The organism is Collinsella aerofaciens (assembly GCF_039752775.1).
Classification (GTDB): Bacteria; Actinomycetota; Coriobacteriia; order Coriobacteriales; family Coriobacteriaceae; genus Collinsella; species Collinsella aerofaciens_R.
In genome coordinates, this window is record NZ_JBDMGT010000021.1 from 16,778 (window position 1) to 41,982 (window position 25,205).

The 25,205-nt window shown below is 58.5% G+C and carries 17 protein-coding genes; 4 read left to right on the forward strand and 13 right to left on the reverse strand.

Going from position 1 to position 25,205, the window contains the following annotated elements; translation table 11 throughout:
* Nucleotides 1–62: 62 nt before the first annotated feature.
* The 10 genes from ABHR63_RS06715 to uvrA form a co-directional block, all read right to left on the reverse strand.
* On the reverse strand, nucleotides 63–914 hold the full coding sequence (locus ABHR63_RS06715) for an acetylxylan esterase (protein WP_346965153.1): 852 nt from the start codon (nucleotides 912–914) through the stop codon (nucleotides 63–65).
* A complete protein-coding gene (locus tag ABHR63_RS06720; protein WP_346965154.1) occupies nucleotides 907–1,884 on the reverse strand; it encodes an acetylxylan esterase in 978 nt (325 codons plus the stop codon). The genes ABHR63_RS06715 and ABHR63_RS06720 overlap by 8 nt, the downstream gene beginning before the upstream one ends.
* Before the next feature lie 80 nt (nucleotides 1,885–1,964).
* Nucleotides 1,965–2,792: an ABC transporter ATP-binding protein gene (locus ABHR63_RS06725; protein WP_006236159.1), complete on the reverse strand. Its 828-nt coding sequence runs from the start codon at nucleotides 2,790–2,792 to the stop codon at nucleotides 1,965–1,967.
* On the reverse strand, nucleotides 2,793–4,808 hold the full coding sequence (locus tag ABHR63_RS06730; RefSeq protein ID WP_346965918.1) for a dipeptide/oligopeptide/nickel ABC transporter permease/ATP-binding protein: 2,016 nt from the start codon (nucleotides 4,806–4,808) through the stop codon (nucleotides 2,793–2,795).
* A 3-nt stretch (nucleotides 4,809–4,811) separates the two neighbouring features.
* On the reverse strand, nucleotides 4,812–5,768 hold the full coding sequence (locus ABHR63_RS06735; protein ID WP_035138896.1) for an ABC transporter permease: 957 nt from the start codon (nucleotides 5,766–5,768) through the stop codon (nucleotides 4,812–4,814).
* Nucleotides 5,769–5,925: 157 nt separating this feature from the next.
* Nucleotides 5,926–7,539: an ABC transporter substrate-binding protein gene (locus tag ABHR63_RS06740; protein WP_346965157.1), complete on the reverse strand. Its 1,614-nt coding sequence runs from the start codon at nucleotides 7,537–7,539 to the stop codon at nucleotides 5,926–5,928.
* A 365-nt stretch (nucleotides 7,540–7,904) separates the two neighbouring features.
* A complete protein-coding gene (gene uvrC, locus ABHR63_RS06745; RefSeq protein ID WP_346965158.1) occupies nucleotides 7,905–9,845 on the reverse strand; it encodes an excinuclease ABC subunit UvrC in 1,941 nt (646 codons plus the stop codon).
* 6 nt (nucleotides 9,846–9,851) lie between these two features.
* On the reverse strand, nucleotides 9,852–11,534 hold the full coding sequence (gene murJ, locus ABHR63_RS06750) for a murein biosynthesis integral membrane protein MurJ (protein WP_346965919.1): 1,683 nt from the start codon (nucleotides 11,532–11,534) through the stop codon (nucleotides 9,852–9,854).
* A gap of 3 nt (nucleotides 11,535–11,537) precedes the next feature.
* The gene (gene ybaK / locus ABHR63_RS06755; protein ID WP_006236166.1) at nucleotides 11,538–12,038 is read right to left on the reverse strand and encodes a Cys-tRNA(Pro) deacylase; all 501 of its coding nucleotides are present in this window, start codon (nucleotides 12,036–12,038) and stop codon (nucleotides 11,538–11,540) included.
* A 132-nt stretch (nucleotides 12,039–12,170) separates the two neighbouring features.
* On the reverse strand, nucleotides 12,171–15,050 hold the full coding sequence (gene uvrA / locus ABHR63_RS06760; RefSeq protein ID WP_346965921.1) for an excinuclease ABC subunit UvrA: 2,880 nt from the start codon (nucleotides 15,048–15,050) through the stop codon (nucleotides 12,171–12,173).
* Nucleotides 15,051–15,243: 193 nt separating this feature from the next.
* On the opposite strand from uvrA, the gene ABHR63_RS06765 reads away from it, so the two are divergent.
* The 4 genes from ABHR63_RS06765 (at nucleotide 15,244) to ABHR63_RS06780 (ending at nucleotide 21,365) form a co-directional block, all read left to right on the forward strand.
* Nucleotides 15,244–17,397: an LTA synthase family protein gene (locus tag ABHR63_RS06765; RefSeq protein ID WP_346965161.1), complete on the forward strand. Its 2,154-nt coding sequence runs from the start codon at nucleotides 15,244–15,246 to the stop codon at nucleotides 17,395–17,397.
* A gap of 145 nt (nucleotides 17,398–17,542) precedes the next feature.
* Nucleotides 17,543–18,373 (forward strand): Mrp/NBP35 family ATP-binding protein, encoded by an 831-nt coding sequence (locus ABHR63_RS06770; protein WP_022094864.1) that lies wholly within the window; start codon nucleotides 17,543–17,545, stop codon nucleotides 18,371–18,373.
* On the forward strand, nucleotides 18,374–19,645 hold the full coding sequence (locus tag ABHR63_RS06775) for an NAD(P)/FAD-dependent oxidoreductase (protein WP_346965162.1): 1,272 nt from the start codon (nucleotides 18,374–18,376) through the stop codon (nucleotides 19,643–19,645). It begins immediately after the preceding gene.
* 79 nt (nucleotides 19,646–19,724) lie between these two features.
* Nucleotides 19,725–21,365, forward strand: a complete 1,641-nt coding sequence (locus tag ABHR63_RS06780; RefSeq protein WP_346965923.1) for an NAD(P)/FAD-dependent oxidoreductase — start codon at nucleotides 19,725–19,727, stop codon at nucleotides 21,363–21,365.
* A gap of 65 nt (nucleotides 21,366–21,430) precedes the next feature.
* Here the strand turns inward: ABHR63_RS06780 and uvrB are convergent, their stop codons facing one another.
* From uvrB to coaE, 3 genes are read right to left on the reverse strand one after another with little or no spacing between them, the layout of a single operon-like run.
* Nucleotides 21,431–23,671, reverse strand: a complete 2,241-nt coding sequence (gene uvrB / locus ABHR63_RS06785) for an excinuclease ABC subunit UvrB (protein ID WP_346965164.1) — start codon at nucleotides 23,669–23,671, stop codon at nucleotides 21,431–21,433.
* A gap of 51 nt (nucleotides 23,672–23,722) precedes the next feature.
* A complete protein-coding gene (locus ABHR63_RS06790; protein ID WP_346965165.1) occupies nucleotides 23,723–24,304 on the reverse strand; it encodes a lytic transglycosylase domain-containing protein in 582 nt (193 codons plus the stop codon).
* Entirely contained in the window at nucleotides 24,297–24,938 is a 642-nt protein-coding gene (gene coaE / locus ABHR63_RS06795; RefSeq protein ID WP_346965166.1) for a dephospho-CoA kinase, read from the reverse strand. The genes ABHR63_RS06790 and coaE overlap by 8 nt, the downstream gene beginning before the upstream one ends.
* Nucleotides 24,939–25,205 lie beyond the last annotated feature (267 nt).

Sequence of the window (25,205 nt, forward strand, 5' to 3'; positions counted from 1 at the left end):
CTCCTTAGTTGTCTGGCGGGCGGCCCTATGCCACCCACTCTTGTTGGCAGTGTCCAGGCCGTCTAGGCCAAAGAACACGAGTAGAACGTTTGGTTAAAAAAGTCTACGACTTCGTTTTCGAACGCATTGATGCGCTCGTGAGCGTATTTTGCATAGATGATATGCCTCCGGTCACACTCAAGACCGTTGAATACGGCAAACTGATCCTTGGGATCGCTCACGGTATCCATAAGCGATGTGCCCATGAGCACCGATCCGCGCACCCGAGACGACAGCACCTCGAGGCCGCCAGGAAGCGGATTGGCAACCGCCGTGCAGGCGAGGCCCCGCTCGTCCAGAGCGGAAACCGCCAGCGCGACTCCGCCGCCAAGACCCTCGCCCCATGCAAAGATGCGGTCGGGGTCCATGCCATCAAGATTGCGCGCGACCTCCGCCAACGCGCAGCCCCAACGGACGCGCCTGACAAAAGCAGGCGAGGTAATCCCCTGCCGCAGATCGCTGGGTCCAATCGCCTCATCGTTCAGCGCAAGCACGGCATATCCCATGGCCGCAAACCTCGTCATGTGATGCCATCCCCGCACGGGTCGGTCGATGTCGTGAAACATCAGACATAGCGGCACAAGCTCGGATGCTCGGGCGCGACCGGCAGGCTCGATCAAACGTGCGTGGACCACATCGCCACCAAGCTCAAAGGAAACCTCGGAGTAGCGGGCATACGGATTGGCGAAATCGATCGCCGTAATACTCGGCCCGCAAGCCTCAAGGTCCGAAGCGGCTATCTCTAATTCGGAAACATCCGCAGAAGCATCACCGCGCCAATCCCGGAAATCAGCGAGCCTTGACGAGACCGTTCCGGGAATCCCCACAAGGTCGGAGACAATCAGCTCATTGACATTGCTCTCGCACTTAGACATGAGCCTCCCCTCCCTTGCAGAAAAACGGAATGATCAGATCGTCAAAATCCTGAATCTCCTCGTGGCCAAAGCCTTCAAAGAACTCATGACGCTTTTCACAGGACAGGTTGTTGTACACCGCAAACTGCGTTGCCGGCGGACAGACGATATCCGCCGTGCCCGTACCAAACAGGACGGGGCATTTGACCATAGGGGCAAAGTTCTTGGAATCGAAGTACGCCAGTTTGGCATAGGCTTCCTCGATACGAGTCGAATCCTCGTCAAACCAGCGAGACCAATAGCGCAGGCCCTCGTAGGCAATGTCGTCGGCATCCAAATCCCAGACCAAGCGGAAATCCGACAGGAAGGGATAGAGGATGGCGGCGCGATTGATAAGCTCGCTGTTAAGTGCACAGGTCGCAATGCCCAAACCGCCGCCCTGCGACGCGCCGTTCACAAACACACGGGCTAAATCGATGCCCTCGAGCTCACGGACGATACGGCACAGGATGCGAATGTCCTGGTGCAGACGGACATAGTAGAGGTTGGCCGGATCGCCGTCGATACCGGCGACAATATGGCCCGCGACCGTCGTACCCTCAAATCCGCCAATATCCTCGGAGGGACCGCCCTGACCAGGACAGTCAAGCGCGATGAGCGCCATGCCCATGCCCGCAAACGACGCCTGCTCAAACCAGCTGCGGCTTGCACCCGGATACCCATGGAACTGAAGTACCAATGGCACGGGCTCGTCCGAGACGGGTTTAAGGTACTTGGCATGCAGGCGAGCGCCACACATGCCGGTATACCAGAGGTCGAAAAGCTGGCAGGTCACGGCATCGGTGACCGATGCCGTCTCGATCGCATAGTCAAGCCCGACGGCGTCGGCCTCGGCCATGCGGTCCTTCCAAAAGAGATCGAAATCTGATGGACGGGGCATGGCGCCTCGATATTCACCAAATTGATGTTGCAGCTCCTGAGCACTTGGCATGGCTCGTGAACCCAACCTTTCGAAATCGCAACGGAGGTGCGCCCGGCAAGGGAACCGGGCGCACGGGAGGGAAAGCGAGACTACTCGCCGAGCTTGGGATGCAGCAGCGACGGTGCAGCGCCGAGCAGCATCTTGGTGTAGGGGTCCTGGGGGTGCTGGAAGACCTGCTTGGCCTCGCCCTGCTCGACGATCTTGCCGCCATTCATAACGATGATGTCATCAGAGATATAGCGGACCGTCTGGATGTCATGGCTGATGAACACCATGGCCAGGCCGAGCTCCTTCTTAAGGTCGGTCAGCAGGTTCAGAATCTGCGCGCGGACCGAAACGTCCAGAGCCGAGGTGGGCTCGTCGGCGATGATGGCATCGGGGTTCAGCGACAGGGCACGGGCAATTGCGACGCGCTGGCGCTGGCCGCCCGAAAGCTGGCCGGGAAGAACCTCAGCGGCAGAGCTGGGCAGACCGGTGAGCTCCAAGAGCTCCTTGACGCGCTTCTCCTGCTCGGCCTCGGTACCCAGGTTGTGGACGCGCATGGGGTCGAGCAGTTGCTCGCGAACGACCATGCGGGGGTTGAGCGCCGTGGCCGGGTTCTGGAACACGACCGAGATAACGCGACCCATGTGGCGACGGTCCTCGGCGGTACGTTTGGTAACGTCCTTGCCCTTAAAGTAGACCTTGCCGCTCGTGGGGGCCTGCAGGCCGCACATGACGTTGGCGGTGGTGGACTTACCGCAACCGGACTCGCCGACGATGCCGATCGTCTGACCGGGCATGAGCTTAATCGTTACACCCTGGACGGCGTGAACCAGGTTAGGGTGGAGAATCGAACCGGTACGGGTCCTAAAGGTGACGTGGACGTCATCAAGGAAGATGATCGGCTCGACGCCGTTGACTGCGGTCTCGCTCATCTACATCACCTCCGCGTGAGGGGTCAAACCATTTGCCTTGAGCACCTCGTCGGGGAGCTCGGAATAGAAGTGCTCGGTGCCGGGCACGCGCTTGAAGACCGGACGGGTGTCCAGGCCAATGCGCGGATGGCTCGAGCGGGGCGCGAAGCGATCGCCCTTGGGGAAATCGCGCGGGCTCGGAACGGCGCCGGGCACCTGGTGCAGGCGGCCCGAACCGCTCTCGATGGACAGAACGGAGCCCAGAAGACCGCGGGTGTACTCGTGGATCGGGTTAGTGAGCAGCTCCTTGGTGGGCGCCTGCTCGATAACCTGACCGGCGTACATAACCGTGATGTTATGGGCGACCTCGGCGACCAGCGCCAAGTCATGCGAGACGAAGATCATGGCAAAGCCGAGCTTGGCCTGAAGGTCGTTGAGCAGCTTGATGACCTGCTTCTGGACGGTAACGTCCAGAGCGGTCGTGGGCTCGTCGCAGATGACCAGCTTGGGGTCGCGGGTAAGGGCCATAGCGATCAGGACACGCTGACGCTGGCCACCGGAAAGCTCATGCGGGTAGCTCTCGAGCGTACGCTTGGGGTCGAGGCCCACGAGCTCCAGGAGTTCCTCGGCGCTGCGGGTGCCGCCGCGCTTGGTGAGCTGCTTCATCTGGGCAGAGATGAGCATGGAGGGGTTGAGCGAGGACAGGGCGTCCTGATAGACCATAGCGATATCGGTACCGCGCAGGCCGAACCACTCCTTCTTGCTCATCTTGAGCAGGTCGCGGCCCTCCCAGAGGACCTGGCCGGAAAGGTGCTCGTCATCGTCGGTCAGGCCCATGATGGCCAGCGTGGTGATGGACTTACCGCAACCGGACTCGCCCACCAGGCCCATGGTCTGACCAGGACGGACGTCAAAGTTGACATGGTCGACGACGTTGATATCGCCGTGATGCTCAAACTGAATGCAGAAGTCACGGACCGAGAGAATCGGTTCGACAGACTCGTCGGGCACATGGCGATCGTCACGCTTGAGCTCAACATCGCGCAGGGCGCCAAGGCGAGCGGAGAGGGACTGAGCCTGCTCCTTGTAGGCGCGAACGGGGTCGGAGACCAGCAGGTCGGCCTCGCGGCGCTTGGAGGAGTCGGTCGGATCCAGGGCGGCGGAGGGAGCAGCGGCCATGGCGTCGGTAATGCCCTCGGACAGGATGTTGAGTGCCAGGCAGGTGATCATGATGGCCAGGCCCGGGAACAGCGCCTGCCACCAACGGCCAGCGAGCACGCCACCGCGGGCGTCAGCGAGGATGTTGCCCCAGGTAGCGGTAGGCTCCTGAATACCAGCGCCGATAAAGGTCAGCGAGGCCTCGAAGATGATGGCATCGGCGACCAGAGTAACGGTGAAGACCATAATCGGGGCGATGCAGTTGCGCAGGACGTGCTTGATCAAAATCCACGGAGCCTTGGCGCCGGAAACGATGACCGCGCGGACATAGTCCTCGCCGTACTCGGACACGATGTTGGCGCGCACGATACGGGCAATCTGCGGAGTGTACATAAAGCCGATGGCGAAGATAATCGACGGCACGGAATTGCCCAGGATGGAGACGAAGACGGCAGCGAGGGCGATGCCCGGGATGGACATGATGATGTCCAGGATGCGCATGATCGCTTCGGAAACGGACTTACGCGAAACCGCCGCGAGGGCGCCCACGACCGAGCCGCAGACCAGAGCCATGGCAGTGGCGCCAAAGCCGATGATCAGCGAGTAACGACCACCGTAGAGCATGCGCGACAGAATGTCGCGACCCTTATCGTCGGTACCGAAGATAAATCCGTTGCCGGGAGCCTGGCGAGCCGTAAAGATCTCGACCGGGCTATAGGGGGCAAGAAGGGGCGCCAGAATCGCAGTCAGGGCGACCAGCACCAGCACGACGGCGGCAATCTTAGAAGACAACGTCATCTTCTTCCAGCCACCGAGCTTGAGCCCCTTGGAGGCAGCCTTCTCGAGCTGCTCGGTTTGCTTCTCTCGAATCTTTACCATAATCTACACCGTCCTGATGCGCGGGTTGATGAGCAGGTAGAGCATGTCAACCACGATGTTGATGATGATGAAGGCAAGAGCAACGACGATAACGACGCCCTGAACCAGGTTCGCCTCGTTGCCCTGAACGCCCTGCAGAATCGCAGTGCCCATGCCGGGGAGGTTGAAGATAACCTCGATGACGACGGCGCCGCCCATGAGGTAACCGATCTTAAGACCGAGGGTGGTGACCGGGGTGATCAGCGCATTGCGAAGAACGTTGATGCCGACGACGACCTTCTCGGGAACGCCGGCACCGCGAGCCATACGGACATAATCCTTGTCGAGCTCCTCGACCATGGCGGTACGCACGATACGAGTCATCTGGCCCGTCAGCGGAAATGCCAAGGCGATAGCGGGCATGATCATACGTCCCAGATAGCCAACCGGATTCGTGGTGAAGTGAGGCAGAGCACCCGATGCCGGGAGCACCTTAAGGTAGGAAGAGAACAGCAGGATCAACAGAACGGCAAGCCAGAACGACGGGGTTGCCAAGCCGGCGATGGAAAAGACGCGGATCACTTGGTCCGGCCATTTGTCGCGATACAGTGCCGCGATGACGCCGAGCAAAAACGAAACGACCGCACCGATGGCAAGACCGATAAAGGTCAGCTGCATCGTGACGGGCAGGGCCGTGGAGATGCGCTTGGCAACGGAGTTGCGAGCAGCACCATAGGTGCCCATGTCGCCATGGATCAAATCGCCCATATAGCGCACGTAGCGCACGGGCCAGGGGTCGTCCAGACCATACTTCTCATGGTACTCGGCAACCGCCTCGGGCGAGGCACCGTCACCCAACGCCGTGTAGGCGGGGTCGGTCTTGGAGAACGACATAAGGAAGAACACCAGGACGGTGACGCCCAATGCCATGATCGGCAGCGCCACAAGACGCCTTCCAATCAAACGTAGCAAGTTGTTCACGTTCTCTCCCCTTTCTTTTGTCGGTAGGACCAACTGGTATATGAGTACGGGTACTCATTACAAGACCCGAGCGACATCGTTGCCGCCCGGGTCTTTGTTTCAACTATGAGGATACGGCCCCAATGACCGATATCCTGCATACAGACTCAAGCGAGTCTTACGCCTTGACGGTCGCAACGCCCCTGAAGGACATGCTCGTCGTGCCGATGCCCTTGAAGCCATCGAGGGCCTCGCCGTTGGGCGCAGTGGACGGATCGTCCCAGGAAGCGGAGACGGTCTTGACGTGGACAACGGGGTACAGAACGGCGTTGTCGGCAATGATGTCGAAGCACTCGTTCCACTTCTTCTGCTGCTCGTCGCCCTCGGCGGCAAGAGCCTCGTCCATGAGACTGTGGAGCTTCTGCCACTCAGCGGACTCCTTCCACGGGCAACGGGTCTGCATCCAGACGTTGTCGCCGTACCACCAGTTGAGCAGCAGGTCGGGGTCGGCGCCGAAGCAGGAAGGATCGCCAGGGGCAAGGAGGATATCGTAGGCCTCGCCGCCGTCGATGGCAGCGTAGGTGGCCGGCGAGGTATCGGTCTGGATGGTCACATCGAAGCCGAGAGCGTCGAGGTCGTTCTTGACCTGGGCGGCCATGCCCTTAATCTGCTCGTTGTCGGTGGTGCGCAGGGTGATGGCACCCGGGGTGATGCCAGACTCCTCGATGAGCTTCTTAGCCTTCTTGGCGTCGGTCTTGTACACCGTGGAAGCCTCATGATAGTTGGTGAAGCTCTTGGGCAGGTAGCAGCTGGCAGCGGTGGCAAGGCCGGCGAAGGTGTTGCTGACCATCTTCTCGGTGTCGAGCGCATACATGACAGCCTGACGGACCTTGACGTTGTTCCAAGGCTCCTTGGCGACGTTGAACATGATGAAGCGGGTGCCGAAACCCTGAACGTTATCGATCTTGCAGCCGGCGCTCTCAAGCTGGTCGACGGCGTCAGCGGTAACGAGCTCCATAACGAGCGTGGAGCCTTCCTGCTGGGCGGTAACGCGAGCGGTGGGGTCGGTCAGGATGCTGTACTGGATCTTCTTATCCTCGGCAGCATACTCACCGTTGTACTCGGGGTTGGGAACCAGGGTGATCTCGGTATCGGAGATAGAGTCGTACATCCAGGGGCCGGAACCGATCGGCTGCTTGGCGCGATCCTCCTCGGACTGAGTAGCCGGGGTAACACGGATGATGGCCAGACGATCCTTGAGCAGGGAGAAGTTGGGGACCTTGGTCTTGACCGTTACAGTGCTGGCATCCTTGGCCTCGATGGACTCGAAGGGCTGGAAGAACGGAGCATAGGTAGCGGAAGCAGCGCAAGCGGTGTAGGAAGCGACGACGTCGTCAGCAGTGACCTCGGTACCATCGGAGAACTTGGCGCCCTTGCGGATGGTGACCTCGAAGGTAGTGTCGTCCACGGACTTGGGATCGTCGGTGGCGAGCTCGTTGAAGGTGCTGTAGTCGTGGTAATCGATGCCGTAGAGACCCTCGACGACGTGCCAGTTAGCACCCAGGCCCACAGCGGAGCCGGTGCTGGCGGGATCGAAGCTGGACGGAGCGTAAGCGGAACCAGCGGTAATCACACCGCCGCCACGGTTGGCGGAATCGGCGGAACCGGAAGCGGAACCCTCGTCGTTGGAGCTGCCACCGCAGCCGGTGAGACCAAGCCCTGCGACAGCAGCGACGCTGCCGGTGAGGCCGAGGAACGAACGCCTGGACATACCCTTGTTGATGATGGCCATGTCTTCTCCTATCAATAGAGAATCTTACCCGGGAGCACCTAGACTTGCCCCCGCGCAACTTGCGGACGATATATACCTTACCTACCGACGAACCCAACTGAGGTGCCGCGCTCGGCGACCGATACATACATACGCTTGAACGGTATTTACTACCGTTCACCGAATTCATTGACAAACGATTCGCCAGACAGTATGTATCGACGAGGTGAGATATCAGTCATCGTCAACCCGCAGGATAGCAGGGTTGTTCACCATGGCTAGTCAAACGTTTTAGCGTTAATAAAACCCGAAATCGACAGGTAATCGCCGCGAAATAAATGATTGAAAATCGGCCAATCATGTATATCAGTTGTTTAGAAGCACGTTTAGTTTTCGGAACGGTTGGCCGATGCCTGGGCGCGTTCGGCATTCCATGCAACAAGTGCCTCGTGGACCGCTTTGGCGACATCGGCCGGAACGCCTCGAACTTCCGCGATCTCTTGCTCGCTCGCCGCGCGCAAACGCTTCATCGAGCCAAAATGGCGCATAAGGGCACGTTTTCTGGTGGGTCCCACGCCTGGAACGTCATCGAGTACCGAAACCGTCATGGCTTTATCGCGCAATTCGCGATGGAACGTGATGGCAAAACGGTGCGATTCATCGCGCACCTGTTTGATTAGATAGAGCGACGCGGACCCGGTCGGAAGCACGACTGGAGTCTCGTCCCAAGGCACGAAAACCTCCTCATCGGCCTTTGCCAAGCCACAAACTGGTATATCGAGCCCAAGAGCCTCAAGTTGCTTGATCGCAGCGGTCAATTGCGGCTTACCGCCATCGACAACGAGCAAATCGGGGCGCGATCCAAAGCGCTCGTCGGCCATGCGCTCGGGAGCATAGCGTCGTCCCAAAACCTCGGACATCGACACGAAGTCGTTTGCCTCGTCCAATTCGGCCTGAATTTTAAAACGACGGTACTGGCTCTTGTCGGCGCGTCCGTTGGTAAACACCACCATCGAGGCGACGGTAAAGGTTCCGTGCAGCGTCGAGATATCGAAGCACTCGATACGCATCGGCGGCGCTGGCAGCGCCAGCGCGCTTTCGAGCTCCAGGAGCGCCTGATTGGTGCGGTCGTCAGCGTACCCCGTTCGCATCATGTAGCGCATGAGGGCATGGCGCGCATTTTTGGATGCCATATCGAGCAAACGGTGCTTTTCGCCACGCTGCGGCCTATGGAGATGGCAGGAACGCTCGCGCTTGCCCGCAAGCCATTCCCCCAGCGCCTCCGCATCCTCAAGCTCGACGGAAAGGTTGACCTCAGCTGGAATATCAGCCGTCTCGTCGTAATAGCGCTTAAGAAAGCCCGACTGGAGCTCTTCCTCGTCAACATCAAGACCCTTGTCGAGAATGAACTCGCAGGTGCGAACTGTTCGGCCCTCGCGAACGACGAAGACGCAAGCGGCGGAGATGGTCTCCTCGCGATAGAACCCGATGACATCGATATCGACGCACGATGGAAAAACAACCTGTTGGCGATCGTCCAGACCCCTGATGACCTCCAAACGACGTTTGACGCGCGCCGCACGCTCAAAGTCGAGTGCCTCGGCGGCCTCCGTCATCTCAGACGTGAGCTCATCGACGACATCCTTGCGATGGCCAGACAAAAAGCGCTCGACACGCTTGACGTTCTTGGCATAGTCTGCCGGGGAAATCGCGCCGACACACGCACCCGGGCCGCGCCCGACATGGTAGTCAAAGCAGGGACGCCCGTTTTGCGCGCAAATCATATTGACGATGTCTTCCTCGCCCTTGTGGGACTCAACGATACGGCGACAACGACGCCACTCCGCACAGGATGCGGAGCAGATGGGAATAACCTTGCGCAGCGTATCTATCGTCTCACGTGCCGCACGGCTATCGGTATAGGGTCCAAAATAGCGCGTTCCCGGCTTATGACGCTCACGCGTATATTTGATAGCGGGATACAGGTCGCCCTTTGTAATGGCGATAAAGGGGTAGCTCTTGTCATCCTTGAGGTCGACGTTAAAGTACGGATGGTACTGACCAATCAAATTGCGCTCGAGCACCAACGCCTCATGCTCGGTCTCCACCACGATATAGTCAAAGCTCGCCACCAGCTGCATCATCAGCGGAATCTTTTGACGCTCATCCTGCAGTGTCACGTATTGACGCATGCGGGCGCGTAGGTTTTTCGCCTTGCCCACGTAGATGACATCGCCCTTGGCATCCTTCCAAAGGTAGCATCCGGGCTGTGTGGGAACGCGCGAAACCTGCTCGGCAAGCGTTGGAATGTTGTCGTGACCGGCCACGCGCACCTACTTGCGACGAAGCAGCGCCGAGACCTCGGGCATCTTAAGGACGACGGCAAGGCCAAAGGTAACAGCAAGCGAGACGACACCCGCAACGCAAACATAGCCAAGAGTAATCAGAATCGAACCGCCAAGCGCCCCGACAAAGTGCTCAAGCGCCCACATGACGCCGGCGCCTGCGGCAGCACCCAGGCCACCGAGCAAAAGGCCAAAGAAACCGCCATGTAGGATAGATTTGACGTGAAGGCCACGCAGACGACGACGCAGCCACCACAGCGAACAACCGACCAAGATCACGTAGTCGACGACATACGAAAGCGCGATTGCCGGCATGCCGAAGCCCAGCACAACGCCAAACAGCAGAACCGAGCCGGCCTGGCCGATGGCAGAATACAGGCAATAGCGGCTATAGGGCTTCATGTCGAGCAAGGCAGAGAAGCTCTTCTGCATCAACACGACCACGCCGTAGAGCGGCAGCGAGAGCGCCAGGTAGACAAGGTACTCGGACACCAGCGTCACGCCGGATTCATCGAACTTGCCAGCACAGTAGATCATGTTGAGCGGACGCGCGAAGACAATCAGGTACAGCGCGAACGGAATCAGGAAGAACAGCATCTGGGCGACGCCACGCGAAATGCCCGTGCGAACGCTGTCGTAATCCTTCTCCTGCGCGTCGTGAGAGAGCTCGGTATAGAGCGCCGTCGAAAGCGAGGCGGCAATCAGCGCGTAGGGCAGCGTGTACCACAGGCGCGCATAGGCGATGACGGAAGGACCAGTCTCGGGCTGGACCACCAGCGCGGCAGCGTTGGTGATAGAAGTCGAGACAAACATGCACACCGTGGCGAGCAGCGTCGGGATACCGAGCGCAATCGTCTGCCGCAGTGCGGGGTCCTTAAAGTCGATATGGATATGGGGATGCACGCCGTGCTTGCCAAGCGCGGGGATCTGACATGCCATCTGAACAAAGACACCGAGGGTCGTACCGGCCGCAATCAAGATGATGCCGGCACGTTCGCCAAACTGTGCGGACACGGGCGCAAAACCCATAAAGCTCGCAATGACGATCACATTGTTGAGGACCGGAGCAAACGTCGACCAGAAGTAGTCGCGGTGTGCGTTGAGAACGCCCGAGAACACCGAGCCCAAACCATAAAACAGAATCTGGATGGCAAAGAAACGGAACATGAACGCAGCGGTATCCATGCTGCCGCCGTCACCCGAAAGGAACGATTGCGTCCAGACAAAGCCCGGGGCGAACACGGTCCCCAGCAACGAAATGCCACCCAGCACCAAAAGCAGAATGCCGAGCAGGTTGCCCACGTACTCGTTTGAGGCCTCGCGACCCTGCTCACGCCTCACGCCCATGTACACGGGCAAAAACGCCGTCACGAGCATGCCGCCCATCACGAGTTCGTAGAGCATATTGGGCAGGTTGTTGGCGACCTGATAGGAGGACGAGAGTAGCGACATGCCGATAGCGGCCGCCATTGCCCACGTGCGGATAAAACCGGTGACGCGAGACACGATAGTCAGGATGGTCATAAGCCCGGCGGAACGACCAACCGTGGAGTAGTCCGACGAGCCCATGTCGTCAGTGTCATCTCGCGACGAAGAAGCTTCGGATGAGGGTGTCTGAGGCGCAGATTCTTTTGCAAAATGAGCTCCGCGCTTCAATTCTTCCTGCGGCATCGCTCAGTCCTCTCTCGTAATCGCGGCAACCGTCGCCCCGCAAAATGCAATTAAATCATCGGGTGCAAGCTCGAGCTGATAACCACGCTTGCCTCCCGAAATAAAAATGGTATCCCAAAGGACACATGTCTCATCAATGAGCGTCCGGTAGCGTTTTTTCATACCGACCGGGCTGCAGCCGCCGCGAACGTAGCCAGTCGCCGCAAGCAAATCCTTCACATGCATCATGGCCAAGGACTTCTCCCCCGCGGCACGCGCGGCGGACTTTAGATCGAGCTCGTCGGCAACAGGGATGCAGCACACGACATAGTCGTTGGACGGTGTCACACAGACCAAAGTCTTAAATCCTTGACCGGGCTCCTCGCCAAGCTGCTCCGAAATCGCGACCCCCAGGCCCACCGACTCATCGCCATCGTCTTCGTACGTATGTAGAACATAGGAAATGCCGGCGCTTTCCAGCTCGCGCATCGCATTGGTTTTTGGCGTCTTTACAGCCTTTGCCATGACATATCCTTTCCCTCGCATTCGGACGCAAGGATTAAGTATATGTCCAATTCGGCTGCATACGTCACTTCGGCACAGCAAGCGCCATCGAATCACAAGGAGTCGATGGCGCCCATAAACTGAATCGCCTATTTATTGAGCATCAAGTTGAACCTGGCGCTCCCGGTCACGCCTGAGCAACGGCGCCAAAAACTTGCCCGTATAACTCTGCGGACAGTCCGCAACCTGCTCCGGTGTACCCGAAACCACGACGGTTCCGCCGCCGTTACCGCCCTCGGGACCCATATCGATCAGGCGGTCGGCAACCTTGATGACATCAAGGTTGTGTTCAATCACCAGCACCGTGTTGCCCGCATCGACCAAGCGCTGCAGTACATCGAGCAGCTGGCGGACGTCCTCAAAATGAAGGCCGGTCGTCGGCTCGTCCAAAATATAGAACGTCTTGCCCGTCTGGCGTCGATGAAGCTCCTTGGCGAGCTTTACACGCTGCGCCTCGCCGCCCGAAAGCGTCGTGGCGGGCTGGCCCAGGCTCACGTAGCCCAAGCCTACATCGTACAGCGTCTGGAGCTTGCGCTTAATCTGCGGGATATTCCCAAAGAAGGCCAGCGCCTCGGTAACGCTCATGTCGAGCACGTCCGAGATGGTCTTGCCACGATAGGTGACCTCGAGTGTCTCGCGGTTGTAGCGTTTACCGCCGCAAACTTCGCAGGGAACGTAGATATCGGGAAGGAAGTGCATCTCGATCTTGATCTGTCCGTCGCCCTTGCACGCCTCACAGCGCCCGCCACTCACATTAAAGGAGAAACGACCTGGCGAGTAGCCGCGCGCCTTCGACTCCGGCGTACTCGCAAACAGTGCGCGAAGATCATCCCACAGGCCGATATAGGTAGCAGGGTTGGAACGCGGCGTGCGGCCAATCGGCGACTGGTCGATATCGATAACCTTATCGATACACTCGATGCCCTCGATTTTCTTATACGGACCCACAGGGCGCGTCGAGCGGTGAATGGCATTCGTAAGGGCAGGCGCAATGGTGTCGGTAACTAGGGAGCTCTTGCCCGATCCCGACACGCCGGTAACAACCGTAAGCGTACCAAACTCGATCTTGGCAGTAACGTTTTTGAGGTTGTTGGCTCGAGCGCCCGTAATTTTAAGGCAGCCGCGACCGGGTTTGCGCCGTTCATCAGGCACCCGGATCATTCGTTTGCCGGTCAGATAAGCGCCCGTCATCGACTCAGGACACGCCATGATATCGGCAGGCGTTCCCGCCGCGACTACGTGTCCGCCGTTGACGCCGGCGCCGGGCCCCATGTCGATCACGTAGTCGGCGGCACGGATTGTATCCTCGTCGTGTTCGACGACGATAACGGTATTGCCGATATCGCGCAGGCGCTCGAGCGTCTTGATCAGGCGCTCGTTGTCACGCTGATGAAGACCGATCGAGGGCTCATCCAGAATATAGAGCACGCCCATGAGACCCGCGCCGATCTGCGTTGCCAGTCGAATACGCTGTGCCTCGCCACCGGAAAGCGTCGCCGAGGCACGATCGAGCGTCAGATAGTCGAGTCCAACATCAACCAGAAAACGCAAGCGCTCCAGGATTTCCTTGACGATACGGCCGCCGATAAACCGTTGACGCTCGGTAAGTTCCAAGCCCTCAAAAAACTCGAGCGACTCACGGCACGACAGGCAACAAACCTCGTAAATGGACTTGCCGCCCACGGTGACGGCGAGCATCTCAGGGCGCAAACGAGCGCCGTGGCAGCTCGAGCACGGTTCCTCGCGAATGTACTTCTCCAGGCGCGCCTTGGTGTTCTCGTTCGTCGTCTCGGCATAGCGTTCGTACAGGATGTTGCGAACGCCCGAAAACTTTGTATCCCACTGGCTACGACGTCCGTCGAGCTTTTGGTAGTCGACCGAGATCTTCGTATCGCCCAGGCCATCCAAGAATGCACGACGCACGCGAGGGGGCAAGTCCTCCCACGGCGTATCGGCGCTCACCTTAAAGTGTTTGCAGACCGCAGCAAAAATCTGCGGATAGTAGTTCGAATTGCCAAACAGGCTACCAAAGACTCCGTCGGCAATGGACTTCGAGGGGTCCTCAATCAGCGCCTCGGCATCAACGGTTTTCTTAAAGCCCAGGCCGTCGCACTCAGGACATGCGCCATAGGGAGCGTTGAACGAAAAATCACGCGGCTGAAGATCGTCAATGGAGTGTCCATGCTCCGGGCACGCCAAGGCCAACGAATACTCCAGCAGTTCGCCCTCGGTCCCCTCGGGAGCATCGCGATCGGGCAGCATGTACACGTTTACATTGCCGTGCGCCAAGGCAGTCGCCTGTTCAACAGACTCGGCGATACGGCCCAGAGAATTCTCACGGATCACGATGCGATCGACTACGACCTCGATATCGTGCTTGAATTTCTTATCCAGATCGATCGGATCGTCGAACGAGCGCACTTCACCGTCGACACGCACGCGGCTAAAGCCCTCGGCGCGAAGGTCCTCAAACAGTTTGGTGTACTCGCCTTTTCGCCCGCGCACCACCGGTGCCAGCACAAACGCGCGGCGGCCCTCCCCCGCCGCCAAGACCTTGTCGGCAACCTGGTCGGTCGTCTGGCGCTCAATGACGCGGCCGCATTCGGGACAGTGCGGGGTGCCCACACGGGCGAACAGCAGGCGCAGATAGTCATAAATCTCGGTTACGGTGCCAACCGTCGAGCGAGGGTTTTTAGACGTCGTCTTTTGGTCAATCGACACCGCCGGCGAAAGGCCGTCGATTGAATCCAAGTCGGGTTTGTCCATCTGGCCCAAGAACTGGCGCGCATAGCTCGAAAGGCTCTCAACGTATCGACGCTGGCCCTCGGCATAGATAGTGTCAAATGCCAGCGAACTCTTGCCCGAGCCAGAAAGACCGGTAATGACCACGAGTTGGTCACGCGGAATGGAAACATCGATATCACGGAGGTTGTGCTCACGAGCGCCGCGAATAACGATAGAAGAATCAGACATGGAAGCTCCTTGCCTCCTATTGCATCGAATCATACTGTCGATGAGTTTAGCGCACTCGACGCGCACAGATGTTCGTAATACAAGATTCGCAGACCTTTAGCTTTGCGTATCGGGCGCTTTGTTTCTCGAAATGCCGTGGAAAGGTTACAGTAATCTAATACTGAACTTAATTTGCCGTAACAGAGGAACGTCCATGACCGAAGATATCCCCCTTGAAATCACTTCGAGTGACATGGCCAATCTGCCCATATTCATCGCCGTCCTTATCGTGGCCGCCGTCGTCGTGCGCGTGTATTTTTCAATCAAACACAATGAAAAGCCGCCCATTGCCCGCGTCTTTTGGTGCGCGACGCTCCTCATCCCGCTCGGCGTGGTAGCTGCATGGGTTACGAATCAATTGCTCGTAAATGAGGACAGTTCCCTATGGCTCCTTTCTTATTCGGCGCTCGGTGCTGCCGCCGTCATACTTCTTGTCGAACCCTTGGTTTCGGGACTTATCGACCAAACCGATCTTGCGACGGGAACGGTTGCCTGTATTTGCCGTGACATCCTTGTCATCGCCGCTGTTTCAGCGCTCTCGTTCGTTTCACTCGAAATTGCCTGTAACGAAACGTTCTATCGCATTCCCGCCAACTCATTCGGGTTTTCCGTCGGGCTGCTCGCGACGGTTCTGCTCTCCCTTTATTTGCTGGGACAGCGTCATGGAGGCGTCATGGCCCTCGTGCCCGTCGCCTGTTGCATCCTTGGCATTGCCGAGCACTTCGTCATAACGTTTAAAGGTGAGGCCATCCTGCCAAGCGATATCTTGGCCCTTGGCACCGCAATGGAAGTGAGCGAGGGATACGAGTTTACCTTTACCGCCGGAATCGTAACCTCTCTAGCCCTGCTGGAGATTTCCCTGGGGCTTCTTTCGCTTATCCGACCGAGAAAGCTCCGTACACCCACCCATGTGTTCCCCGCAATCGCCGCTAACCTCTGCGCTTTTCTGCTAGTGACCGTTGTGGGGCTCTCGGGCTTTTCCAGCATCGACTTGGAGCAGGCGCTGAATTTTGGATTTGACCGTTGGCAGCCCATCACCACGTATGCGTCTCAGGGTTTTATCACTTCGTTCACCGAAATGGTCAACGAGTTGCCCATTGAGAAGCCCGAAGACTATACGCCCGATGAGGCGCAGAGCATCGAGCAGGAGCTCGCCGCCACCTACGACAGCACGTATGGCTCGAGCGAGCAGCGCGCGGCGGCCGTTGCCCAGTTCAATGAAATCAAGCCGACGATTGTTGCCGTCATGAACGAGAGTTTTAGCGACCTTTCGTGCTTTGAGCAGCTCCAGGCGGCCGGGTACACCGGCCCCGCATTCTACAACTCACTTCCCGACACACTTGTTCGCGGCACCATGCTCGCTTCGGTCGCCGGTGGCGGAACGGCGAACTCCGAATTCGAATTTTTGACCGGAGCGACAACGGCCTTTGTCGGATTAGGCAAAATCCCCTATCAGCTATATCAGATGAATGGCGTCAACAGCCTGGCAAAGGACCTTAAGGAGCTTGGGTATACCGCTACCGCTATGCACCCGCAAAACCCCGTCAACTACCATCGAGATAAAAACTATCAGCAGCTGGGCTTTGGAGACTTTCTTTCAATCGGCGATTTCGAAGGTGCGCCCTGTTACCATGCCGGCGTATGCGACTACGCCACCTACGACAAGATACTCGACCTGCTTAGAACCGACGAAGCCCCGCAGTTCATCTTTGACGTCACGATGCAAAATCACGGCGGCTACGACTATGGCACCGTTCCCGCCGAGGAGCTGACAAACTATTGGGTCGAGGGAGCCAGCGAGGGCGCCAATAGCGCGCTCAACACCTATCTTACCTGCATCAACGCATCTGACCGGGACCTCGAGTACTTTATCAACGAGCTCCGCAATATCGGCAGACCGGTTGTCCTTGTCTTTTTTGGCGACCATCAGCCGAGCGCCGCAACGACCCTCAACGACGAGCTGTACCCTCAGGAAGATACGGCAAGCCACGCTTTCCGTATCTATCAGTCGACATATTTTGTCTGGGCTAACTATGAAATCGCCGGCAATACCGAGCTCAACGTCTACGACACCGTCGGGGCAAACGAGATTGCAGCCATTACCCTTAATAAGATCGGCGCCCCGCTCACCGACTATCAAAAGGCTCTGCTTGCAACAAGGTCAGATGTGCCCACCATCAATGTCGCCGGCTACCTTGGTGCCGACGGGCTGCGCTACGACTTGGAATCTGAAGATAGCCCATACGCCTCGACGATCGACAAGCTGCAGCGCATGCAATACCTCGAGTTCGCCAGCAAAGTTCAGTAAGCCCGCCCATTCGTTTGGACCCATCGTATTGCAAGCACGCTCGGCCCAAATGCATCGCAAATGACTCCCGCTCGCAAACGAGGGTACAATGACGCTCGTGTCACACCACGGGGCCCCGGCCCCAACATATACAAAGGAGTCATACATGGGTTGCGAGCACGCACAGGCCGCCGGCGGACAAACGTCGCCGTCGCAATTTGAGGAGAACACGCTGTCCGAGGTCAAACGCGTCATCGCCGTGCTTTCCGGCAAGGGCGGTGTCGGCAAGTCGTTTGTCACCGGTGCCATCGCCACCGAGCTTGCCCGTCACGGCCACAAGGTCGGCGTCCTCGATGCCGACATCACCGGTCCCTCCATCCCCAAGATGTTCGGTATGAGCGGACGCCACGTCCATGCCCTCGGCAACCTTATGCTGCCCGAAATCTCCGAGCACGGCGTCAAGGTCATGAGCTCCAACCTGCTGCTCCAAAACGAGACCGACCCCGTCCTTTGGCGCGGTCCGGTCATCGCAGGCGCCATTAGGCAGTTCTGGAGCGAGACCTCGTGGGGCCCCATCGACTACCTGCTGGTCGACATGCCTCCGGGAACAGGCGATGTCGCGCTCACCGTCTTCCAGTCGTTGCCCGTCGACGGCATCGTCATCGTCACGAGCCCGCAGGATCTGGTCTCGATGATTGTCGCCAAGGCGGTCAACATGGCCGAGAAGATGAACGTCCCCATTCTGGGCATTGTCGAGAACATGAGCTATATTGAGTGTCCCGACTGCGGCAAGAAGATCGAGGTCTTTGGCAAGAGCAAGCTCCCCGAGGTCGCAGAACGCTATAACCTCGACATCTTGGGCCAGCTTCCCATCAATCCGGCACTCGCCGAGGCCTGCGATAAGGGCGAGGTCGAGACCGCACTGCCCGATGGCATGTTGCCCAAGGCAGTCTCTGCCGTCGAGGCTATTACCCCGCACGAGACCGACGAGGCCTAAGTGAACACGAGCGCCTTCTATGACGTCCTGGTAATCGGCGGCGGGGCTTCAGGCCTCGCCGCCGCCATTACGGCTGCACGTGCTGGCAAAAGCGTCTGCATCGTTGAGCGCGATGTCGCCTGCGGCCTTAAGCTCCTTGCGACCGGTAACGGCCGCTGCAACCTCTCCAACGAATCGATTGATCCTCAGCGGTATAACCACCCCGCATTCGTCGAATCTGTCATGGGCCCCCAACCCGAACAAGAGCTTATGGGTTTCTTCTCCTCGCTGGGCATCATGACAACCTCCGAGGAAGGCCGGCTATACCCGCGCTCCCTTCGCGCAGAATCGGTGCGCGACGCGCTTCTCAACGTTTGCGACCGCCTAGGTATCACCTTAATCTGCGGAGCCAACGTTGCCTCGGCGCACAAAGCTTCCGAAGGCTGGACACTCCAAATAGACCGTCCAGCGCGGGCACTCAAGGCAAAAAAGCATGACGACCGAAAATCGGAGCTCCGCTCGCTTCGGAAAGCGCTCGCCGATGTCCCTCGCAAGAACGAGGCCCTGGAGGCACATGCCGTAATTATCGCCACGGGTGGCAACCCCACCGGTATCGCCGATACGTTTAGCCTCCCCCTCACTTCGCTGCGCCCCATCCTCTGCCCCGTATCGGCAACGGTCGTCGGCGATCGGGCGGCACTCAAGACGTTGGACGGTCTGCGCGTCCGCGCCCGCTTGACGCTCGCCCGCAATCATAATGAGCTCTGGCACGAAGACGGTGAAGTGCTCTTCCGAACCTTTGGCATCTCGGGCGTTGCCGCCTTTAACCTCTCCCGTCGCGTCCAGCGCGGAGACACGATTCTGCTCGACGTTTTCCCCGACCTCTCCAAAGACGAGTTGCTCGATATGCTCAACCAGCGAGTTGAGTTGCTCGGCGGCTTTTCACCCCGCGACCCCCGCTGGCTCGACGGCATGCTCGCCCCGCAGTTCTCTCACGTTGTCTGCACCGCATTCGAACAGTGCCACCCCGGGTCGTACGACGTCATCCATCTGGTCTCAATCCTCAAGCACTTTAAGCTGCTCGTCGAGGGAACGACAGAGGAGCGTTCGGCCCAGGTCACGCGCGGCGGCGTGCCCATCGAGAGCGTCTCAGCTCCCGACCTCTGCGTGAGCAACGCGGCAGGCGCCCCACTTTACATCTGTGGCGAGGCACTCGACATCGATGCCGATTGCGGCGGTTTCAACCTTGCGTGGGCTTGGATCTCGGGTATTCGCGCTGCAAGCAGCCTATAGCCGCGCAGTCTATAATCAAAACGCATTCGGGCCGTCTGGGACACCGGGCGGCCTCTTTCTTGCATCTAAGGAGACCTCGATGATCGAAATCACCCAAGTCCACGCGTCACTCGATGAGGCCGGCGACGAAACCGCCTGTCTTGCTATTGGTAGACGCGCCGTCAAACGAGCCCTGCGATGCGAGGATTCCCAGATTAAAGCCATTGAGCTCCATCGCAAGTCAATCGACGCCCGTAAAAAGCGAGATGTCCATTTTATTTTGAGCTTTCGAGTTGAACTGACAAGCTCCCGACTCGAGCAGGAGGTGGTCGACCGCGTCGCCGAGCGCGACCGCTCGCGCATCCGCATGGTAGACGGCGAGGCGCCTTCATTCCCCAACCCTGTCCCGAATGCACCTAAGGAGCGTCCCGTCGTTGTCGGCGCCGGTTGCGCCGGTCTCTTCGCCGCCCTGACCCTTGCCGAAGCGGGCCTTAAACCCCTGCTCATCGAGCGCGGCGACCCCGCACTTCGCCGCTCAGAAGCGATTGATCTCTTTCTTAAGGAGCGTATCCTCGACCCCGAAAGCAATATCCAATTTGGCCTGGGCGGCGCAGGGACCTTCTCGGACGGCAAGCTCAACACGGGAACCAAGAATCCTGCCCATCGACTGATTCTTGAGACCTTCGTCGAAGCTGGCTCACCTCGCGACATCCTGTGGGACGCCAAGCCGCACATTGGCTCTGACATCCTCCCCACCGTCGTCACCAACATTTCTCAACGCATCGAGCAGCTCGGTGGAACCGTCCGCTATCGAACAAAGCTCGTCAATATTCGAACCGATGGATCTGGCGCCATCACCGGCGTCGATGTCCAACCGCCCCAAGAAACCACAAGCGAGACAATCGCCACAAAGCACCTCATTCTCGCCTGCGGCCATTCCGCCCGCGACGTATTCGAGCTTCTCAAAGAACATAATGTTGCCCTCGCGCAAAAGACCTTTGCCATGGGTGTGCGCATCGAGCATCCACAGCGCGACATCGACCGCGCCCAATATGGCCCTTCGGCGGGGCACCCGGCACTCGGAGCAGCCCCCTACAAGCTTGTCGCCCATCTCCCCAACGGCCGCAGCGTGTTCTCGTTTTGTATGTGCCCCGGCGGACAGGTTGTCGCGGCTTCTTCCGAGCAGGGCCATCTGTGCGTCAACGGTGCCAGCCTCAATGCCCGCGACGGGCGCAACGCGAATGCCGCCCTACTCGTCAACGTCACACCTGACGACCTTCCCGGCGATGATCCGCTCGCAGGCATTGAGCTCCAGCGCGCCTGCGAGCGAGCCGCCTATCGCCTGGGTGGCTCCAACTGGAAGGCGCCGGCACAGCTCGTCGGAGATTTCCTTGCTAGACGCGCCAGCACGGCACCCGGAAAGGTAAAACCAACCTATCCACTTGGTGTGACCTGGACGGCGATCGACGATGCCCTCCCGCAGCATATCGTCGAGTCGCTTCGTTTGGGAATCCCCCTGCTCGGTAAGAAACTGCGTGGCTATGACCGCCCCGATGCGGTCCTCACTGGCGTGGAGACGCGTTCGAGCTCACCGGTCACTGTCACCCGAGACCGAGCGTGCCATGCCGTGTCGACCCCGGGTCTCTACCCTTGTGGTGAGGGAGCTGGATATGCCGGCGGCATCATGAGCGCGGCCACCGACGGCGTCCGTTGTGCCGAAGCCCTGATCGCAGACCTCTAACGCACGAATTCCAGCGCTCAAAAGACACAGGCCCCGAGCTCCACAGGGAACTCGGGGCCTGTTCGTTATTTCTTAAACCGTGCACCCTGGCGTTTTCTGCCCGATGCGAAAGTGGAACCCTTGCGGGCCTGCGAACGTAAGCGCTCGATCGTCTCGTCCTCAGATGCGCCCTCAAGCATCGCCCGAATCTGAACGACGGCATCGCGCAGACGTGCCGCCTCCTCAAAGTCCATGGCGGCGGAAGCGTTACGCATGTCCTCCTCCATGGTCTCGACAATCCGCACGAGCTCGTCATGCGGTAACCCTTCCAGCTGCTCGGCAAGCGTCTGCTCGGGTGCCACCGTCTCCGGCGCGGCGCCCTCGCCGTTTTCGTCGGGTGTATAGAACGCACCGTGACCCAGCGAATCGCCTCTCGAGCGCCCCTTCGAGCCCACGGTCTTTTCGGCCTCGGCAATAAAGTTCGAAATGTCGTTAATGGCCTTGCGAACCGTCTTGGGAACAATGCCATGCTCTTTGTTATATGCCATCTGAATTTCGCGACGGCGCTGCGTCTCCTCGATGGCTTCTTTCATCGAATCGGTCACAACGTCTGCATACATGATGACCTCGCCGTCGGCATTACGGGCCGCACGGCCAATCGTCTGAATCAACGAACGGCGATTGCGCAAGAAGCCTTCCTTGTCAGCGTCGAGAATTGCCACCAGCGAGACCTCGGGAAGGTCTAGACCCTCGCGGAGCAGGTTGATGCCAACGAGAACATCAATCTTTCCCTCGCGCAGCGTTCGCAGGATCTCGACACGGTCCATCGTCGCTGTATCGGAGTGCATGTAATTGACCTTAATGCCGGCATCAAGCAGATGGTCGGTCAGGTCCTCGGCCATGCGCTTGGTGAGCGTGGTCACCAGCACGCGCTCATTGCGGGCAACGCGCTCGCGAATCTCGTCCTCAAGATCGTCAATCTGCCCACGAACCGGACGCACGTCAATCTTGGGGTCGAGCAGACCGGTCGGACGAATGATCTGCTCAACGTCGTTCTGGCTCACCCGCAGCTCATAGTCGCCCGGCGTGGCCGAAACGTAGATGAACTGGGGAATCCTCGCCTCAAACTCATCGAAACGAAGCGGACGGTTATCGAGCGCCGAGGGCAGGCGAAAGCCGTGCTCCACCAAGGTCACCTTACGCGAACGGTCGCCTTCGTGCATGCCGCGGATCTGCGGCACCGTTACATGGCTCTCGTCGATGATGCAGAGCATGTCCTTAGGAAAGTAATCGATCAGGGTAAACGGCGGCTCGCCCGGTTTTCGACCGTCCAGATGACGCGAGTAGTTCTCGATACCGTTACAAAAACCCATGGTCTCGAGCATCTCGAGATCATAGTCGGTGCGCTGCTGCAGACGCTGTGCCTCGAGCAGCTTATCAGTCGCCTTGAGCTCGGCCACACGCTTCTCGCACTCTTCACTGATTGATTTCAGGGCCGCTTTGACCTTAGGCTTCTCAGTCACGTAGTGCGAGGCCGGCCATACGGGAATGGCCTCGTACTCACGCAGCATCTCGCCGGTGACCTCATCGATCTCGGCAATCAGCTCGACCTCGTCGCCAAAGAACTCAAACCGCAACGGATGCTCGGCATAGGGCGGATACACGTCAACGACATCGCCGCGCACGCGGAAGGTGCCACGTGCCAAATCATAGTCATTGCGATCGTACTGGATATCGATAAGTGCATGGATAAAGTCATCGCGCTCGAGCGGCACCTTCTTGTCGACGTTCGGTGCCAGCCCCGCATAGTCCTCGGGAGAACCGATGCCATAGATACACGAGACCGATGCGACGACGATCACATCGCGTCGAGATAGCAGCGATGCGGTCGCCTGATGTCGCAGCATCTCGACCTCTTCGTTAATCGAGGAATCCTTCTCGATATACGTATCGCTTTGCGGCACATACGCCTCGGGCTGATAGTAATCGTAGTACGACACAAAATAGACCACGGCGTTGTCAGGGAAGAATTCCTTGAGCTCGCTCGCGAGCTGAGCGGCAAGCGTTTTATTGGGAGCCATGACCAGCGTCGGCTTCCCCAGGGCCTCAATAGTCTTAGCCATCGTGAAGGTCTTGCCCGAACCAGTCACGCCCAGCAAAACCTGATAGCGATCTCCATCCCTCACGCCCTGTACAAGCGACTCAATGGCCTTAGGCTGGGAACCAGCGGGCTCGTATGGGGACACGACCTTAAAAGGCACCTCAGAGCCCTCAACGCCAAAGCGCTTAAGTTCACCGCCAACGCGTTCTACTTCAAATTCCGCCATGGATACTCCTAACTCATATATCTGCAGCATACGCAGGCGGCAGGCCTAGTCCTATACGAACCGATCGGGATAGAGCGTCTTATAGCGAACCCAGGCATTATTGACGCGAATCAGATACGCCTGCGTCTCGGGAAAGGTAATCGCGTTGTGAAGCGATGTGTCCTGCTGTGCCCAACCGTCTACATTGCCCATGCCGGCGTTATATGCGGCAATAGCGCTATCCGTCGACCCGTTAAAATACGTTAGAAGATACGAAAGATACGCGCAGCCAAACTCGATGTTCGTAGCGGGATCGTTAAGATTGTCGGTTGAATACTCACTACCATCGACAAGACCCAAGGCAATCATATCCTGGGCAGTCTCGGGCATCAGCTGCATCAACCCCCGAGCGCCCTGATTCGACTCAGCCTCGGGATCCCAATTCGATTCCGACTTTATGACAGCACACACCAGATACGGATCTAGATTGTGCGAAATGCTCGATTGCTTTACGTACGCCTCGTAGTCAATCGGATGCAAAGGCTTAAAGAAGGCGGCAGGAGCATACGAGTAGACGAGCGAAATAAGGCCAAAGACGAACACGACGGCAAGTGGCGCCACGCGAAACCACGTAAAGAAACGTGTCCTAGACATCGGCCTCCTCCTTATCCACTACATCCCCGAAGCCATGGTGCACAAGCCATGCGTCCAGTTGTTCAAAGAGCGAGTTGTCGCCCGCCGCATTATCGATTACCGTCGTAGCGAGATTGCAAAGTGAAGCCTCATCAGGTTGGCATGCAGACCGCGCATCAAAATCAGTGGGCTCCATACCACAATGAATGGCACGCCCGCGACGAACTGCTAAAGGAGCGCTGATAACCAGAATTTCATCAGCCAGGCCAAAAGCATCCTCAAAACCAGTCGGGGCAGAAACCTCGACCACCGCAAAGGGATAATGGGGAGACGAAACCGTGCAGCAGACCGGATCAAGAATCCTCAGTGACAGCTGTTCGACAAGAACCGGATGAACGATGCCATTGAGCCGCGCAACTGTATCAGGAGAAGCGAAAGCTCGAGCAGCGAGGACATTGCGGCGAATGCCGCCCTCCCCGTCCAGAATGTCCCAACCGAATTCTTCCGCGAGGGCATTGACGATATCGGAGCCTGGCACATACAGCGATTTGGCAAGCTCGTCCAGATCGATAAGCATGGCGCCATGAGATTCGAGATAGCGGCAGGCAGTCGACTTACCCGAAGCAATATTGCCCAAGAAAAAAACGGTAAACATCAAGTCCTCCCTAACGCCAATGGGAGTTATTATCGCGCAAATACAAAAGAAGGACTCAAAATACAGCCAAACAGTAAGACAAGCTAAATGAAGGCGAGTTCTTGTATTACAGGTCTCTATCAAACGCAAAAAAGGGGGAGGCCGCGAGGCCTCCCCCTTCTTCAGTTCCATGCACGGCTCGGTGCCGTCTACCGGTCAGCGGCGCCCTGGCCTCCCACGGGCTGACCCCGCAGTACTCTCGGCGCGATGGGGCTTAGCTTCCGGGTT

Bases quoted from the DNA above. Each gene is read 5' to 3' on its own strand.
- ABHR63_RS06720 (WP_346965154.1), bottom strand. From the start codon at position 1,884: ATGCCAAGTGCTCAGGAGCTGCAACATCAATTTGGTGAATATCGAGGC.
- ABHR63_RS06770 (WP_022094864.1), top strand. From the start codon at position 17,543: ATGGGTTGCGAGCACGCACAGGCCGCCGGCGGACAAACGTCGCCGTCG.
- ABHR63_RS06730 (WP_346965918.1), bottom strand. From the start codon at position 4,808: ATGGTAAAGATTCGAGAGAAGCAAACCGAGCAGCTCGAGAAGGCTGCC.
- uvrB (WP_346965164.1), bottom strand. From the start codon at position 23,671: ATGGCGGAATTTGAAGTAGAACGCGTTGGCGGTGAACTTAAGCGCTTT.
- ybaK (WP_006236166.1), bottom strand. From the start codon at position 12,038: ATGGCAAAGGCTGTAAAGACGCCAAAAACCAATGCGATGCGCGAGCTG.
- murJ (WP_346965919.1), bottom strand. From the start codon at position 11,534: ATGCCGCAGGAAGAATTGAAGCGCGGAGCTCATTTTGCAAAAGAATCT.
- ABHR63_RS06790 (WP_346965165.1), bottom strand. From the start codon at position 24,304: ATGTCTAGGACACGTTTCTTTACGTGGTTTCGCGTGGCGCCACTTGCC.
- ABHR63_RS06780 (WP_346965923.1), top strand. From the start codon at position 19,725: ATGATCGAAATCACCCAAGTCCACGCGTCACTCGATGAGGCCGGCGAC.
- uvrA (WP_346965921.1), bottom strand. From the start codon at position 15,050: ATGTCTGATTCTTCTATCGTTATTCGCGGCGCTCGTGAGCACAACCTC.
- ABHR63_RS06725 (WP_006236159.1), bottom strand. From the start codon at position 2,792: ATGAGCGAGACCGCAGTCAACGGCGTCGAGCCGATCATCTTCCTTGAT.
- ABHR63_RS06715 (WP_346965153.1), bottom strand. From the start codon at position 914: ATGTCTAAGTGCGAGAGCAATGTCAATGAGCTGATTGTCTCCGACCTT.
- coaE (WP_346965166.1), bottom strand. From the start codon at position 24,938: ATGTTTACCGTTTTTTTCTTGGGCAATATTGCTTCGGGTAAGTCGACT.
- ABHR63_RS06765 (WP_346965161.1), top strand. From the start codon at position 15,244: ATGACCGAAGATATCCCCCTTGAAATCACTTCGAGTGACATGGCCAAT.
- ABHR63_RS06740 (WP_346965157.1), bottom strand. From the start codon at position 7,539: ATGGCCATCATCAACAAGGGTATGTCCAGGCGTTCGTTCCTCGGCCTC.